Genomic DNA, 17096 nt, shown 5'->3' with positions numbered 1-17096 from the left:
GTACTGTGTTAAACAACATAATATCAACAACTCAACAACATACTAACAGTTACTTTTAACAACAGTAAGTCTATTAAAATTAGAGTTGTTAATGACACTCATTGGGAGAGAGATGAATGATTACCCTACCTGGAGTTGTCATCTTAAGCAAAATCTATGAAAGTCCAGCAACTCTAGTGTATCGGGGTATTAGAGAGCAAGATAACTGTGCAGTTGTCGCGAAAGTCCTCAAGCAAGATTATCCCTCTCCTCAAGAATTAACTCGCTACAGACAGGAATATGAAATTACCCATTCTCTCAACATTGAAGGTGTAGTTAAGGCATACAGCCAGCAGGACTATCAGCGCACGCTCGTCATCCTTCTAGAAGATTTTGGTGGAGAGTCTTTAGAGTGCTTGCGGCAGCAGCAATCGGACTTCTACCCCATGCCCTTATCGAATTTTCTTGGGCTGGCGATCGCCATTACAGAGATTCTGGGCAGAATCCATGCTGCTAACATTATTCATAAAGATATTAATCCTAGCAACATCGTCCTGAATCCAAATACTGGCGTTGTCAAAATGATTGATTTTGGTATTGCCACCCGATTCAGCCGCACCAATCCAAGATTTAAAAGTCTCTATCTTCTAGAAGGAACCCTTGCCTACTTATCTCCAGAGCAAACCGGACGTATGAACCGGATGCTCGACTACCGCACCGATTTTTACTCGCTGGGTGCAACATTCTACGAACTTTTGACCGGACAGTTGCCGTTTCCTGCTACAGACATCCTAGAACTAGTTCATTGCCATATTGCCAAAACACCTGTTTCACCACACGAACTGAATTCAAAGATTCCCAAACCTGTTTCCGAGATAATTTTGAAACTGATGGCGAAAAATGCGGAAGATCGCTATCAGAGTGCTTGGGGTATCAAAGCGGATTTAGAACACTGCGCCCAACAATTAGCAGAAATTGGTCAAATTGACTACTTCCAACTAGGTCTTCAAGATATTTCCCAGCAATTTCAAATTCCCCAAAAACTGTACGGACGAGAAGCGGAAATTGAAGCATTATTAGCGGCATTTGACAGAGTAGCTAAAACGAAACACGAAGACAATTCTTCACAACTCAACGTCGAAATGATGCTGGTTTCTGGTTTCGCTGGAGTAGGCAAATCAGCATTGGTGCAGGAACTCTACAAACCCATCACGGCAAAGTGGGGCTATTTTGTTTGGGGTAAGTTTGACCAATTTGGGCGTAATATTCCCTACAGCGCGATCGCCCATGCCCTGCAACAATTAATACAGCAAATAGTAAGGGAACCAGATGAGCAAGTGCAACAGTGGCGCAATCGCCTGCTGACGGCATTGGGAAGCAATGGACAACTGATCGTTGATGTCATTCCTGAAGTTGAGTTAATTATTGGCAAACAGCCACCTGTACCGGAAGTTGGAGCAACTGAAGCACAAAATCGCTTCAATCTAACGTTTCAAAAGTTTGTGCGGGTGTTTTGTTCAAAAGAACATCCCCTGGTAATCTTCTTAGACGATTTACAGTGGATCGACTCCGCCACGCTGAAGTTAATCGAGCTAATATTACTCGACGAGCAAACCCAATATCTATTTTTGATTGGAGCTTACCGAGATAATGAAGTGACTCCAACGCATCCATTAGCATTGACGCTGGAGAAACTCAGAAAACAAGGAACAGTGCTTCAGAAAATTACCTTAGCACCCTTAACGCCCGAACCGTTGAGTCAATTGATTGCCGAGACGCTAGATTGCAATATTGACACCGTTCATTCCCTAACCCAATTAGTATTACGTAAGACCGAGGGTAATCCCTTCTTTGTCAATGAATTTTTGCGAATGCTTCATAGCGAAAATCTGTTTTCTTTTGATGCACAACACTTATGCTGGCAGTGGGACATTGCTCAGATTGAAGCCCAAGATATTGCTGATAATGTGGTGGAGTTGCTGCTACTCAAGCTGAAGAAACTGCCAGAAGAAACACGGCAAATTCTCAGTTTAGCCGCTTGTGTTGGCTCTGAATTTCATTTAGAAACTTTAGCGATCGCTTGTGAAAAATCACCTAAAGAGATTTTCCAAGATTTACTAGCAGCAATCCAAGCTGGATTAATTCAACCTATATCTGAATTAGACGAAAACTTGTTAGTTCAAGACTATAAGTTTTTGCATGATCGCGTACAGCAAGCTGCTTATGCCTTAATTGATGAGTCACACAAACAAGTTGTTCATCTTCAAATCGGTCGTAATTTACTCGAAAAAAATTCACAAGAGCAGCGATCCGAACGACTGTTTGAAATCGTCGATCATTTTGCTCGGGGAATTGAGCTTGTCACCGATCACGCCCAACGAACGGAAATTGCCAGATTGAATTTAATCGCAGGTCAGAAAGCAAAGGCAGCAACGGCTTATGAAGCATCTCTTAAGTATTTTAAGACAGGGCTGAAACTCATAGATACAGACAGTTGGCAGAGCAAGTATGACCTTACCTTAGCACTGTACTCCCAAGCAGCAGAAGCAGCGTATCTTCACGGTTGCTTCGATGAGATGGAACAATTCGTAGAAGTGGTACTCAACCAGGCGAAGACAGTGGTTGACAAAGTGCAGGTTTATGATAGCAGAATTCAAGCATTTTTGTCACAGAGCAACCTGAAAGAAGCACTTAAAACTGGGCTGGAAGTGTTAAAGCTCCTGGAAGTAGACTTAATAATAACTCCAAGTCAGTTAGACGTTGAAAGAGAATTGGAGGAAACATCTGCAATACTCGCTGGACGAGAAATTGAAGACTTAATTAATCTGCCAAGGATGACTGCACCAGAACCGCTGGCAGCAATGTATATCCTGGCGAATATCACGGCTACTGCATGTATGGTGTCACCAGCACTGATAGTGCCGATTGGGTGCAAAATGGTAAATTTATCAATCAACTACGGTAACGCTACCTGGTCACCAATGAGTTATGTTACCTACGGATATTCTCTATGTGCAGTTGTTCAAGACATTGAACTCGGCTATAAATTTGGCAAATTGGCTCTAAGCTTGGCAGAACGATTGAATACTAAAAAAGGGAATGCTAAAGCATTAGTGTTATTTAGTGCCCACGTCATGCATTGGAAGGTGCATCTTAAGAACACAATACCAATGCTGGTTGATGCTTATCAAAACGGAGTAGAAACTGGAGACTTTGAATTTGCTAGCTATGCTGCATATCATGCATGTTTTCGCTCGTTTTTTGTTGGTAAGGAACTTATCCAACTGGAACAAAAAACGGCAACCTACAGCAAAGCAATCAGACAAATCAGACGGGAAAACCCCTCTAATTGGACTGCATTGTTATGGCAGACAATCCTTAATCTGTTAGATAAGTCTGAGAATCCCAGCCGTTTAATGGGTTGTGTTTATGATGAAGAGAAAGCGCTATCGCACGCTATTGCCGTTAAAGACGGACATGAAATTCAATTCTTTTATTTATTCAAAGTTATATTGTGTTATCTATTTGGGGAGTATCATCAAGCTGCACAAACTGCTATTTTAGCAAGGCAGTCTTTAGAAGAGTTAACAGCAATAACGTTTGTACCTTTATTTTATTTCTACCATTCTCTGGTGCTTCTAAACCTATGGATTGAGGCTTCAAACTCTCAAAAAGAAGCTTGGCTAAATTGTGTGAGCACCAACCAAAAAGAGATGCAGAAATGGGCAGATCATGCTCCAATGAATTATCTCCATAAATTTCATCTAGTCGAAGCAGAGAAAGCGCGAGTATTAGGGCAATTTTTTGAGGCTGAGGAGTTTTATGAACGCGCTATATCAGGTGCTTCTGAGAATGAGTTTATCCAAGAAGAAGCATTAGCTTATGAGTTAGCGGCTAAACATTATTTAGCGCGAGGTCGGGAAAAAATTGCTCAAACTTACATGAAAGAAGCCCACTACTGCTATGATCGCTGGGGTGCAAAAGCTAAAGTTAAAGACTTAGAAAATCGCTATGGACAGTTTTTTTCTCAGTCTTATAGAGAAGCTCCCACGTTAACCCCCACTACTTCTAAAACTACCTCTAATACCTCAAACATCGCTTTAGATTTAGCGGCGGTGATGAAAGCATCCCAGGCGATTTATCGTGAAATTGAATTAGAGCAGTTGCTTCGTTCCTTAATGCAGATATTAATTGAGAATGCTGGTGCTCAAACTGGATTTCTAATTTTGGAAAACGCAGGAGAATGGGTAATTGAAGCGGCTGGTCAACTAAATGATAATGATGATGATGAGAATGTCTACACTACACAAGTGCTGCAATCCGTTCCGATTATAAGTTGCCTGCCTGAATCAATTATTAATTATGTCATTCGGACTCATGAAACTGTTGTCTTAAACGACGCAATTTGTGAAGGTGCTTTTATCAATGAGCCATATATTCAACAAAATACAGCTAAATCTATTTTCTGTTTGCCGCTACTCAATCAAGCTAAGTTAGTTGGCGTATTGTATTTAGAAAATCAATTAGCAGTTGGGGCATTTACACCCGAACGAGCGCAAGTTTTGCATTTATTATCAACTCAGGCAGCGATCGCGATCGAAAATGCTAAACTCTACTCAAAGCTGCACGCTAGCCAAAGCAAGATGACTCAATTTCTCGAAGCTGTCCCAGTGGGAATTGGAGTCGTAGATGCGGTCGGTCACCCATCGTACCTCAATCAACGGGCAATTCAGCTATTGGGTAAAGGAAGCGATCCTGAGGTGACATCGGATCGGCTTGCAGAAGTTTATCAAATTTATTTAGCGGGAACAGAGCAACCCTATCCGACTGAGAAAATGCCGCTTGTGCGGGCATTGAGCGGCGAACGCACTAGGGTTGACGACGTAGAAATTCGCTCCGACAACGCCAAAATTCCAGTCGAGGTTTGGGGAACTCCAGTTTATGACGAACGGGGCAATGTAGCCTATGCGATCGCCACCTTTCAAGACATTACCGAGCGCAAACAAGCCGAGAAACTGCTAGCAGACTATAACCGGACTTTAGAGCAACAGGTCGTCGAACGAACAGCAGCGTTACAGAAAAGTGAAACGAATTATCGCAACTTAGTTCAAACCGCAAACTCAATCATTCTTCGCTGTGATGCAAAAGGACGGATTCAATACCTGAACGATTACGGGCTGAGATTTTTTGGCTATGAGGAACATCAGATTTTAGGGCGTACCTTACTCGAAACAATCGTTCCAGAAATCGAAACTTCTGGGCGCAATCTCAAACAATTCATCCACAATGTATTTTATCATCGTCTCGACCCTACCTCTTACCTGCAAATGGAGAATGAAAACCTGTGCAGAGATGGCAGACGGGTTTGGGTTGCCTGGTCAAATCAAGCCATTTTGGATGAAAAGGGACAATTAGTTGAAATTTTATCGGTTGGCAATGACATCACCCAGCGCAAACAAGCAGAAAAAGCCCTACAGCGCAGTGAAACTAAGTTCCGCAACATCTTTGAAAACTCACAGGTCGGCATCTTTCGCTCGCGACTCTCGGATGGATTAGCTCTCGATGCGAATCAACGCATTGCAGAGTTGTTTGGCTTTAATTCACCCGATGAGATAATTGGGATCGTATATTTTCCAGACTTTTATGTAAATCTGTGCGAGCGCCAACAAGTCGTTGAATTGCTACAGCGTCATGGCGATCTGCAAAACGTTGAAATTCAGATGCGAAAACGAGACGGCACAAAGTTTTGGGGGCTTAACTCTTTTCATCTGAATGCAACCGATGGATATATGGAAGGTGTGATTACAGATATTAGCGATCGCAAACGTGCCGAAGAAGCTTCGATTTTGGAAGAACGCAACCGGATGGCACGGGAAATTCACGATACGTTAGCGCAAGCCTTTACAGGCATTGTGCTGCATAACGGCACAGCGATAGAGCTAATGATAAAGAAACCACAGAAAGCTCAGGCACACATGGAAACGGTGGATGAATTAGCCCGCACTGGACTGACTGAAGCACGGCGATCAGTGGCGGCGCTGCGACCTCTCCTGTTAGAGTCGGGAGACTTAATAAGTGCCCTCAAACACCTAACCACGCAAATGAAATCTTCTACCGATACCCATATTACCTGTGAAGTCATCGGTATAGCTTACTCTGCATCACCTGATGTAGAGAATAATCTACTACGCATTGGACAAGAAGCCCTAACCAATGCGATTAAATATGCCCATGCCACAGAGATTCAAGTTGAATTAGTTTACGAGCAAATGCAGTGCTGTTTACGAATAAAAGACAACGGGCAGGGATTTGACACTAACCAAATAATGATGAATCACGGATTTGGTTTATTGGGGATGAGCGAACGGGCAGAGCGTATTGGCGGTGAACTAATCGTCAACAGTCAGCCTGGTTGGGGCACAGAAATTATTGTCATTGTGAATCGGGAGTAATGTCATGAGTCTAGTCATTCGCGTTCTGATTGTTGAAGATCATGCCATAGTTCAGCAAGGATTAGCAGCCATCATCAATGAAGAATCCGATATGACTGTTGTGGGTCAAGCCAAGGACGGGATTGAGGCGATCGCGTTATTTTGCCAAACGCAACCCGATGTCACCCTCATGGACTTACGAATGCCCCAAATGGGAGGTGTTGAAGCGATTAGTAGGATTTGCGCCCAATTTAAAGCGGCTCGCATCATGGTATTGACGACTTATGACGGAGATGAGGATATTTATCAAGGGCTACGGGCAGGGGCAAAGGGATACCTGCTCAAGGACTGTAGACCTTGCGAATTGCGAACCGCTATTCGTACCGTTCATGAGGGGCAGCAGTATATTCCACCGCATGTTGCTGCCAAATTAGTACAGCGCATGAATCATCCAGAATTGAGCCAGCGTGAGTTAGAGGTGCTTCAATTGGTGGCACAGGGTATGAGCAACCTGGAGATTGCTACTGCTTTGAATGTTAGCGAAAGCACGGTCAAATCAAATATCAACCGGATTTTAAGCAAGTTAGGGGCTAAAGATCGCACCCAGGCAACCATTATCGCTTTAAAGCGAGGAATTGCTAGCCTTTAGTTTCATTATTTCAACTTAAGTTGAAATAATGAAACTAAAGTACAGTTGAATCTGAGTACTTCAGATCGCTCATTCTTGAAGCTCTATTTCACGAAGCTTTATTCTATGCATCTTCATAGAGAATTGGTATAAGTATCATAAGCTACAAGCCTTTTAGCGATCGCTCTTCTTTTAAAAACTTTTTGGTTTACTGTTCTTTGCTTCCACAATATTAGACCTGAATCCTTACGAATTTGGAAATCATTAAAACGCTAATTATGGCGAGTGCCAAACTGATTGCGAAGACTCCCCAATAACCAGTTGCCTGGGCAAGAAAGCCACTAATTGCAGCTCCAACAATACTACCAAAGATGCCGACTGATGTTTGGATTGTATAATCGGTGCCGGGCGATTCTGACCTGGCTTTATCCATCATTATGGTGAACGTAGTTGTGCCAATCATACCACCAGCAAACTCTGTGCTAACTACCACAAAATAAAGAATAAATAAACTAGTCACACCAAATGCAGGAATTAGATAAGCCGCCATACTCATTGCCCATAGTAAACTAAATATAGTTAGTGAACGCTTTCGTCCCCAAGGAGCAATCAGAAAACCTGCGATAATTCCGCCAAGTATCGCAGCAACAGTATTTACAATTCCCATCAACCAACCAATATCTGCTAGAGAAAGCCCAATATCCACCAGCAAAGGACGAAACATAGTACCTGCCATACTGCTGCTTGCTGAATACAACAGTAAGACCAACAACCAGTTCCTCATACCTGGACTACGGCAAAAATTGATAAATATTTTAAAGTAAGAAATAGGAAGTAAAAAGTTGGTACTAAGGGTGATAGTAGGCTTGGTAACAGATGAAGATACAGCAGATACCCGATCTGTGAGATTTGTGTATCGCTCATTTATGGCATTATCTAATGCAATTTGTTTGTTCTTTACCTCCTCTCGATGCCAAAAAAGTGGTATCAGTGCGACAAACATTATTACTGCCAAAATTTGCAGACTGGCTGTCCACCCCCAATAATTAAGCAAAATTAGCATTCCTCCTCCACCGATAGCTGCACCAAGAGATCCACCTGCACTTTGCACTGCATTCCCTAAACCTCGTTCATGCGGCTCTAGTAAACTTACAGCCAGAGCATCGGTAGCAATATCTTGACTGGCACTAAATAAACATATGATTGTCATACAGACCAGCAACGCATTAAAGTTGTGTTCCACATCAAGCCAAGCACTAACAGCAGTGATGGAAGCAATCAGGATTTGAAAACAAATAATCCAGAAGCGATAGTGTCCCCAGCGTGTAAAACCATAGCGGTCAATCAAGGGCGACCAAAGAAATTTCAATGTGATGGGAAGCGAAAGCAATGGCAGTAAACTAATCGCTTCCAAAGAAAGCCCCTTTTGACGCATAAACACAGGTAAAGCCTGGTATAAAAACCAAAATGGCATGAACTGTGATAAATACAAACTACCGAGCAACACAAATTTTTTTAAGCTTTTAATGCTAATCACAACAGATAAAGTCCTGTAATGTTGAGTGCAACTTTTGTTGGGGGAGAGTTTTGGCTAGAACTGCACTGAAATTGAACCAATCACAGTAAAAGGCTCCCCTGGGTAGATACCGCTGATTCTGCTGAAAGGCACACCAGTAATATAATTGACATCAAAAACATTCTTGAAGTTGAGAGCAAACCGCCAATTATCTCGGCGATAAAAAACAGCTGCATTGGTGAGAAAGTAACTGTCTAGGTTAAAAGTGTTTTGCAAGTCTCCTTCACGTTCGCCGATAAAATTAAATCCCACTCCAAAGCCTAAACCTTGCAAACTACCACTTTGTAACTCATAGGTCGTCCACAAACTAGCGCTATTTCTGGGAACACCTGTAAGTGTATTGCCAACAATAAATCTATCAGTGTCATCTGTAATTTCGGCATCTGTGTATGCGTAGGAGGCAATAATATTCCATCCTGGTAAAATTTGCCCGCTAATATCGAATTCAAATCCTCTACTTCGCTGCTCACCTGTTGCCACTGAAAAGCCTAACCCAGGAAAATTCGGGTCTTCTGTAGCAACATTTGTTTTAGTAATGTCAAAATATGCCAAGGTGGCAAAAATTCGACCTTCTAGTAATTCAGTTTTAATTCCGATTTCATAACCTTCACCTCGTTCCGGTTCCAGTGGGCTTCCATCGACACTAAAAACATCAACGTTAGGATTAAATGATTGTGAGTAGCTCCCGTAAAGGGAAACTTGTTTGATCGGTTGATAAACAATTCCTATCCTTGGAGTCAAAGCATCGCTGAATTGACTGGTGTCATCGCCAGAATTAAAAAATGCTGGCTCGTTTTGTACTTTTTGATTTACAGTTTCATAACGCAAACCTGCTAGTAATTTGAAATTGTCAAAAAAGGCAATCTCATCTTGGATATAAATACCGAACCTATCTGTTGTAGATTTACTATCGAAGAGTAAATCGTTTAGCTCTGGCCTTGGAGAACTGTCGTAAACTGGATTGAAGACATTAATTGATACTGGGTTAGAAAAATTCGATCTAGCAAAACTAGTAGAGTTGTTTCGATTTAAATCAACACCAAACAACAGAGTATGTTTTATCGAACCTGTAGCAAATTTACCAACTACATTTGTTTGTAGAGAATAGTCATCCGAATTGAAATCATCATAAGCGTATACACGAGTCAGATCGCCAGTGGTCTCATCAAAGGCAATTGGAATCGTCAATCGATCGCTAAAGACACTACTTGTTGCATATCGAAATGCATTGCGGATTGTCCAGTTATCGCTAAAACGATGTTCTAGGCTATATCCGGTATTGACGAAATTACGCTCGATGTAATCGTCTCGTTCATTGAGAACGCGATCGCGAGGCAAATCGATTACTCTGTCCCCAAGGGCAACCAAACCGGTATCTTGTGGTCGTCTGCGGTATGAATACTGCAAATCAATGGTTAGATTTGTGCGATCGCTAAACTTCCAAGTTAAAGCAGGTGCGAGAAAGAATTGCTCAAAATTCTGGTCAAAATCTCGAAAACCATCACTATTTAGATACGCCAGATTCAATCGATAAAACTCTTGTCCGTTCGTAGTCAGCGGCCCAGAAATATCAATCCGGGGTCGAATCAAACCATAGTTGCCAAACTGTAACTCTGCCTCATAAAAAGGTTCTGTCAAAGGCTTTTTGGTAACAACATTAACGATCCCACCAGGCTGAATTTCTCCATACAGCACTGAAGCCGGGCCTTTGAGAACTTCGATACGCTCTATATTTGCTGTTTCTGGAACCTCTTGAAAATCGTATTGCCTGAAGCCATCAATCAAGACAGGAGCATTATCAAAACCTCGAATAGTGTATCTAGCTTCCGAGCCGGTATCAAAACCACCAGAAATAACATTACTGACGTTGTTTAATGCCTCATCCAACCGAATTATTTGTTGATCCTCAATCACCTTTTCAGGCACAACTTGAACTGATTGAGGAATATCGAAGATACGAGTGTCGGTTCTAGTACCAGTCGTAGCGTTGGATGCGTTATATCCATCTTGCTCGCCAGTTACCACTAGTTCAATTGGCTCATCAGTCTCAGCAGTTGGTTGTTCTGGTTGAGTTTCGCCCTCTGATTGTGGTGGAGTTTCACCTTCTGATGGTTGTTGAGATGAAGGCGTTTGTGCTGTTTCTGGCTCTTGTTGCGGCTGTGCTTCAGGCGTTTGTGCTGTTCCTGGTTCCTGTGGAGCAGTAGTAGAAGTTGGAGTTGTTACAAAGCCAAAAATTAAACCCTCGTCACTGTCAAATAATTCAACTTTTGGCAAAGCTGTCTCTCCTATTACCGCTAACCGGATAGCGTTCGCATCTTGGTTACTAACCGTGATTTCTGTAATTCCTGCAACTGGTTTTTCCTGGCGGAATACATTACCCCCAGCTAGCCGCAGTTGAGTATTGGGAATATCGGCAATATATGCACTACCCTCGCTTTTCGGTAATACTTGTAACTTGTCTCCTGAAGGAGTTTCTAAAATTACCTCTACACCTTGAGCAGTAGGATTAACCCGGACTCCAGTGATTTGTATAACTTCTGATGAACCTGCTTGGCTAAGTTTAGACGACTGCTCTAACATTTGAGCATTGGTCAGCGGTTGGATTATCTCACTTAGTGGCCGAATTTTTCTACTTGGTTCTACAGCCTGGCTTTTAGAAAGTTTGGGTGGTGCTTGGTTGGCACTCTCACCAGTTTCAGTATACGAAAAAGAAGATTTTACCTCTTTCTGTGCGATCTGCTCTCCTTGGACAGGAGTTGCAATTAACATGACAACTGAGACGGTGAACAAAAAGCTGTGAACGAATTGCTCTGGTTTCATTACTTTCCTCATGCTCCATCGCGTCATTCATTGTTGGTTAATGACACGACTTTAAATAATTGAAATTTATTAGTGTTAAATTTGCAAGTTAAATAATTTTATTGCAAACAAGTTTCATAAACAAGCCAGATTTATAAATTATACTTTTTGTCAATTTCGTCAAAAATTTATTGAGTAGTAAAAACTAGTAATAGAATCTACAGGTAAGTTATTTTTAATACATTTTTAAAAAAGCTATAGCAAAAAAACTCTTTTAAATCAATATTCTAAAAGTTTTATACTGAGGTTTTTATGATACCTTGTTTTTCTATTAAATCAGCCAAACAACATATCATAAAACGGTTACATTTTAGTCATCAAGTTTTAGTAATATAATTAAAAAAAATACTTTATAAACATATAGATATGTAATTTTTATAATAAATCTATTGCTAAATGCAACTATTTCCCATTAATATTGGCTGAGGTTAATTGAAAAAAATTGCAATTAATGCATATAAATTTTGTCTCTAACCTTGTAATCATTGGTATCAAACAATGCTAGTACTGAATAAAATCAAGGCATTAATTAGGTCATCAGTGACTTATGAGGAGTCTAATGTACCATAAGCAACCGCTATCAAAAGTTCATAGAGCGTGCTCCCAGGATGTATCTTTAAAGTTTGAGCATTAATTATGTATCAACAAAAAGCAGGTGCTGATCAAGAAGTGTTTGATATCTGTTGTTCTATCAAAACACCAGTTAGGAATCAAAATGAAACTAGAAACCAGTCAGGATATATCGCTGACTCAAATCTACAATGCGGTCAAATTGAATATTACCCATTAAAGCTTAGAGTTTTGGGCGATCGCAGTCAAACTAAAATCAGACATTGCAAGTATGTTATGCAAGTATAGAACTGTGAGGAAAATACTAGATTTATTGAATGATGCGATTTCCAGAGCCTGAACTTGTAGTTCACTTCCTGCAAAACATATCCCTATGTCTAGCTTTCGGTATTGCATAGTCAGCATTGGCTGAAAACAAATACTGAAAATAACTTCAGCAACAGCTTGAAGAATTTACTAATTTAATAAATTTATAACTCAAAAGCGTGAAGGAAATATTTTCACTGATGAGCAGTTGAAAGTAGTATTTCTCAAGCGTCTTTTGATTCTAAAGCTACAAAATGATGTTTGAGAAAAGTGTAAAATCCATTCAAGGTTGGTTAGTTTCGCAGCTTGCATCTCTACTAGAAACTACTTTCCAAAATATTGATCTTGAAAGTAGCTTTAGCGACTATGGACTTGATTCAGTTAGAGCAACTAATCTGATTGAAAACTTAGCTACTGAGTTAGGGTGTCAGTTATCTCCTACTCTCATCTGGGAATATCCTAATATTAAAACTTTGGCTGGTTATCTTGCTGGGACTCCAAATCGTCAGTTAGTTGGCAGTAATAATAGGCGCAAATCTCAGAAATTAGCTACTGAACCAATCGCAATTATTGGTATTGCCTGCCGTTTTCCCCGCGTTCAAAGCACTGCTGCTTTTTGGCAATTGCTTAAAGATGAAGTAGATACTATCAGCGCGTTGCCTGCTGAACTTTGGCGCAAAGATACTTTTAATAATGACGCGAGCAGTAACCGTTGGGGTGGCTTTCTAGACGACATCGACAAATTTGATGCCAATTTCTTTGGCATTTCTCCAAAAGAAGTCGTTCAGATCGATCCTCAACAGCGTTTGATGTTGAAACTAACTTGGGAAGCATTAGCAGATGCCGGGCTGCCAGTTGAAACCCTCAGAAGAAGTCGTACTGGTGTGTTTGTGGGAGCAATGTGGGCTGACTATGCAAATCTCATCAAACAAGCAGGGTTAATTGCCCAACATACAGCCACTGGCCAAGATTTAAGTATCATTGCCAATCGCATTTCTTATATTTTTGGTTTCCAAGGAGCGAGTTTAACGGTAAATACAGCTTGTTCATCTTCCTTAGTAGCTGTTCACCTAGCTTGTCAAAGTCTACGTTCAGGAGAATCTACCCTGGCATTGGCTGGTGGTGTCAACTTAACGATTGACCCTAATAGTACCTCAGTCATGTCCAAGTTTGGGGGTTTATCTGCTGAAGGCCGCTGTAAAACTTTTGATGCGAATGCCAATGGTTACGTTCGAAGTGAGGGCGCAGGGATAGTTGTCCTAAAACCTCTTTCCTTAGCATTGGCTGCGGGCGATCCCATCTATTGTGTCATTAGGGGTAGTGCAGTCAACAATGATGGTTTCAGTAATGGTTTGACCGCTCCTAATCCCAAAGCTCAAGAAGGTTTATTGCAAGATGTATACGAGCAAGCTGGTATTAACCCCAATCAAGTACATTATGTTGAAACCCACGGTACTGGAACAAAATTGGGAGACCCAATAGAAGCTAAAGCCTTAGGTGCAGTTTTGAGTCGCGATCGCCCTGTAGAACGTCCGTTAATTTTGGGTTCCGTCAAAACTAACATCGGACACCTCGAAGCTGCGGCAGGTATAGCTGGATTGATCAAAGTTGTTCTAGCCATTAAATACCGACAAATTCCACCCAACCTTCATTTTCACCAACCCAATCCAGAAATTCCTTTTGACGAACTACATCTAAAAGTACAAACATCTTTAACTAACTGGCCTTATCCAGAGGAGCCAGCTTTGGCTGGAGTAAGTTCCTTTGGTTTTGGAGGAACTAACTGCCATGTTGTAGTTCAAGAATTGCTCAACATCTCATCATGGCATTCTCGTTTTCCCTTACTAATTCCTCTAGCGGCAAACAGTGAAAAAACACTTCAGTCTCTCTGCCAAGAATTGAAAGTTAAATTACAAACCCCTAAATTGCCATTAAAAGAACTCATAGCTTTTCATCAACTTGATGGAAGTCACAAATTAGTTATGGTTGTTGATTCCCACACTAGAGCCGCAGAATATTTAGAGAATTTTCTGCAAGGTAAAAATTCCACGGGATTATACAAAGGCACTGAAACTCGCGATCGCCCGATTGTGTTCGTGTTTTCCGGGCAAGGATCGCAATGGTTCGGGATGGGCAAGCAGTTGTTAGAGAGTGAACCTGTATTTCGGGCGACTCTAGAACAGTGCGATCGCTTAATGCAGCAATATGTAGATTGGTCTTTGCTAGAAGAACTTACCGTCTGGTTTGAGGAAAAATCTCGGCTGAATGATATTGATGTGATGTGGCCGATTCTCTTTGCCATTGAAGTTGCTCTAGCATCTTTATGGAAACACTGGGGTATTGAACCTGATGTTGTTGTTGGTCACAGTATAGGAGAAGTTGCAGCTGCTCATGTAGCTGGTATTCTCAACTTGTCTGATGCAGTGCGGATTATTTATCATCTTAGCCATAATGCTGCTATTTTGAGTGGTTCGGGAGCAATGGCACTTGTAGGACTTCCTTGGGAAAAAGCCAAAGCAGCCACCTTGTCTTATGAAGGCAGTGTTTACCCAGCTATTGACAACAGTCCTATTTCAACTGTCCTTTCAGGCAACCAAGCAGTATTAGAAACATTATTAGCTCAACTACAACGCGATAATATTTTTGGACGACTAGTTAAGACGAATATTGCCGTTCATACTCCACAGATGGAATCTTTAGATGTTCCGTTGTTGGAAATTCTTCAAGATATCAAACCTCAACCAGGTGAGACTTTGATGATTTCAACATTGACTGGTACTCCATTGGATGGGCATCAGTTTAATGCATCTTACTGGGCAGGTTTGCTGAAAAAACCAGTATTATTTTCTCAAGCCATAGCTTATTTGTTAACAAAAGACTTTAACACTTTTTTGGAGGTAAGTCCACATCCGATTCTGGTGCCAGCGATTCAACAAACCTTACAACATTATGATCAAGAAGGCACAGTGCTAGAGTCCTTACGCAGAGGCAAAGAAGACCGATATGTGATTTTACAATCTCTCGGTCAGTTATACACTTTAGGAAAATCTATCCGTTGGCATCATGTTTACAATCAACATTTTGAGACAAAGATTATAGATTCTCAGAACTCTTTACTCACGAGTCAGCCTCAAGTTCAGATTTTTCCACTCTCAGCTCAAAATCCCGTAGCACTTAAAGATTTAAGTAAAAAGCTATATATTCAATTAACTGAACATCAGATATCTCTTAATGACCTTTGTTACAGTGCCAGCCGCCGATGGAGTCATCTTAACCACAGATTAGCTGTAGTGATCGCATCCATTGAGGAGTTAAAACAATACCTGAATTTGTTTGCACAAGACAATTTAGATGGCACTCGCGACTTTATTTGGGAGAATCGTCGGCGACAAGATACATGTGTAGTTTTTGTGTTTTCCGCTCAAGGTTCTCAATGGCCGACTATGGGACAGGAATTGCTTGGTGAAAGTGTGTTCCAAGCTGTCTGCCAAGAGTGCGATCGCGAGTTCCGGCGTTATCTCAATTGGTCTGTCTTGGAGGAGATACAAAAACCAGAAGATGAGTCTCGTTTAGGGGAAACAGCATACGCACAACCAGCAATTTTTACCATTCAAGTTGCTTTAGCTGCCTTATGGAATTCTTGGGGAATTATTCCCAAAGCAGTTGTAGGCCACAGTTTGGGAGAAGTAGCGGCGGCTTATGTAGCCGATATCCTAACTCTTGCAGATGCTGTGCAGATAGTTTTTTACCACAGCCAATTGATGCAACAAACAACAAGTCGGGGAAAAATAGTTTTTCAGGAGCAATTAACCTCTCTTGTCCAAAGAATTAAACCACAAGAGCCGTCAATTCCTATTTTCTCAACAGTGACAGGAAGTGCTTATAAAGTTGGCGACTTTAATGCTAACTACTGGATTGAAAACATCAAAGAACCAGTGTGCTTTGCACAAGCAATCAGCGCGATCGCCAACAAAGGTTATGACATCTTTGTTGAGATTGCACCTCATCCAGTTCTTTCTCAATCAATTAGTCAGTGCGTCCCAGAGAAGCAAGTGATTACACTTCCCTCTCTGCACTTTAACCAAAGCGATCGTACAGTGATGCTGAAATCTCTTGGACAACTTTATACATTAGGACATCCAGTTAATTGGCTCCAACTCTATCCAACTCCAGGAAGGTTTATTCGTCCACCCTCATACCCTTGGCAAGAACAACGATATTGGTTTGAGGAAAGCAATCCTCTGTCCACACCACAAAAAATTGTTCCTAAGGAGCAAGAATCTTTTTTCCAAAAGCAACAAGCCTCCAAATTACCACAGTTACAACTAATTCCAGAGAGCGATCGCTTGGATTTTTTAATTACCCATATTCAAACAGAAGCCGCAAAAATTTTGGGTTTGCGTTCTGGACAATTACCAGATATAAAAATTGGCTTTTTTGCAATGGGTATGGATTCTTTAATGGTTGTGCAATTAAGAGATAGATTAAAAACTACTCTTGGATATTTTGTTTCTGCAACTGTGACTTTTAATTATCCAACCATTGAGGCTCTAGCAGGATATTTTGCCAAGGAAATACTTTTTGTTTCCGGAAAATCTAATGATTTATTAGGACAAAATGAAAATTATTTGGAGACAACTGCTACTATGATAGAAGATTTTTCAGAAGCAGAAATAGAAGCATTATTGCTCAAAAAATTGCAATCTTTTTAAAAAAGATAAATTTCCATAAATCAAGACATTTATAT

General features: G+C 41.1%; 5 protein-coding genes. 3 read left to right on the top strand and 2 right to left on the bottom strand.

Annotation, left to right across the window (positions count from 1 at the left end; genetic code table 11):
• Window positions 1-116 precede the first annotated feature (116 nt).
• Both RMZ43_RS29330 and RMZ43_RS29325 read left to right on the top strand, forming a co-directional pair.
• A complete protein-coding gene (locus RMZ43_RS29330; protein WP_322652756.1) occupies window positions 117-6431 on the top strand; it encodes a PAS domain S-box protein in 6315 nt (2104 codons plus the stop codon).
• Between the two features lie 4 nt (window positions 6432-6435).
• Window positions 6436-7059, top strand: a complete 624-nt coding sequence (locus RMZ43_RS29325) for a response regulator transcription factor (protein ID WP_322652755.1) — start codon at window positions 6436-6438, stop codon at window positions 7057-7059.
• A gap of 211 nt (window positions 7060-7270) precedes the next feature.
• Here RMZ43_RS29325 and RMZ43_RS29320 read toward each other — a convergent pair whose 3' ends face one another.
• Both RMZ43_RS29320 and RMZ43_RS29315 read right to left on the bottom strand, forming a co-directional pair.
• Window positions 7271-8575: an MFS transporter gene (locus RMZ43_RS29320; RefSeq protein WP_322651097.1), complete on the bottom strand. Its 1305-nt coding sequence runs from the start codon at window positions 8573-8575 to the stop codon at window positions 7271-7273.
• A gap of 54 nt (window positions 8576-8629) precedes the next feature.
• Window positions 8630-11434, bottom strand: coding sequence for a TonB-dependent siderophore receptor (locus RMZ43_RS29315; protein WP_322652754.1), 2805 nt, complete (start codon window positions 11432-11434; stop codon window positions 8630-8632).
• Window positions 11435-12603: 1169 nt separating this feature from the next.
• Here RMZ43_RS29315 and RMZ43_RS29310 point away from each other — a divergent pair.
• A complete protein-coding gene (locus RMZ43_RS29310) occupies window positions 12604-17061 on the top strand; it encodes an acyltransferase domain-containing protein (RefSeq protein ID WP_322652752.1) in 4458 nt (1485 codons plus the stop codon).
• Window positions 17062-17096 lie beyond the last annotated feature (35 nt).

The sequence above is a fragment of the Nostoc sp. CmiVER01 genome (assembly GCF_034531135.2).
Taxonomy (GTDB): domain Bacteria; phylum Cyanobacteriota; class Cyanobacteriia; order Cyanobacteriales; family Nostocaceae; genus Nostoc.
The sequence above is the reverse complement of the archived record's forward strand: the minus strand, read 5'-3'. Positions and strand labels throughout refer to the sequence as shown.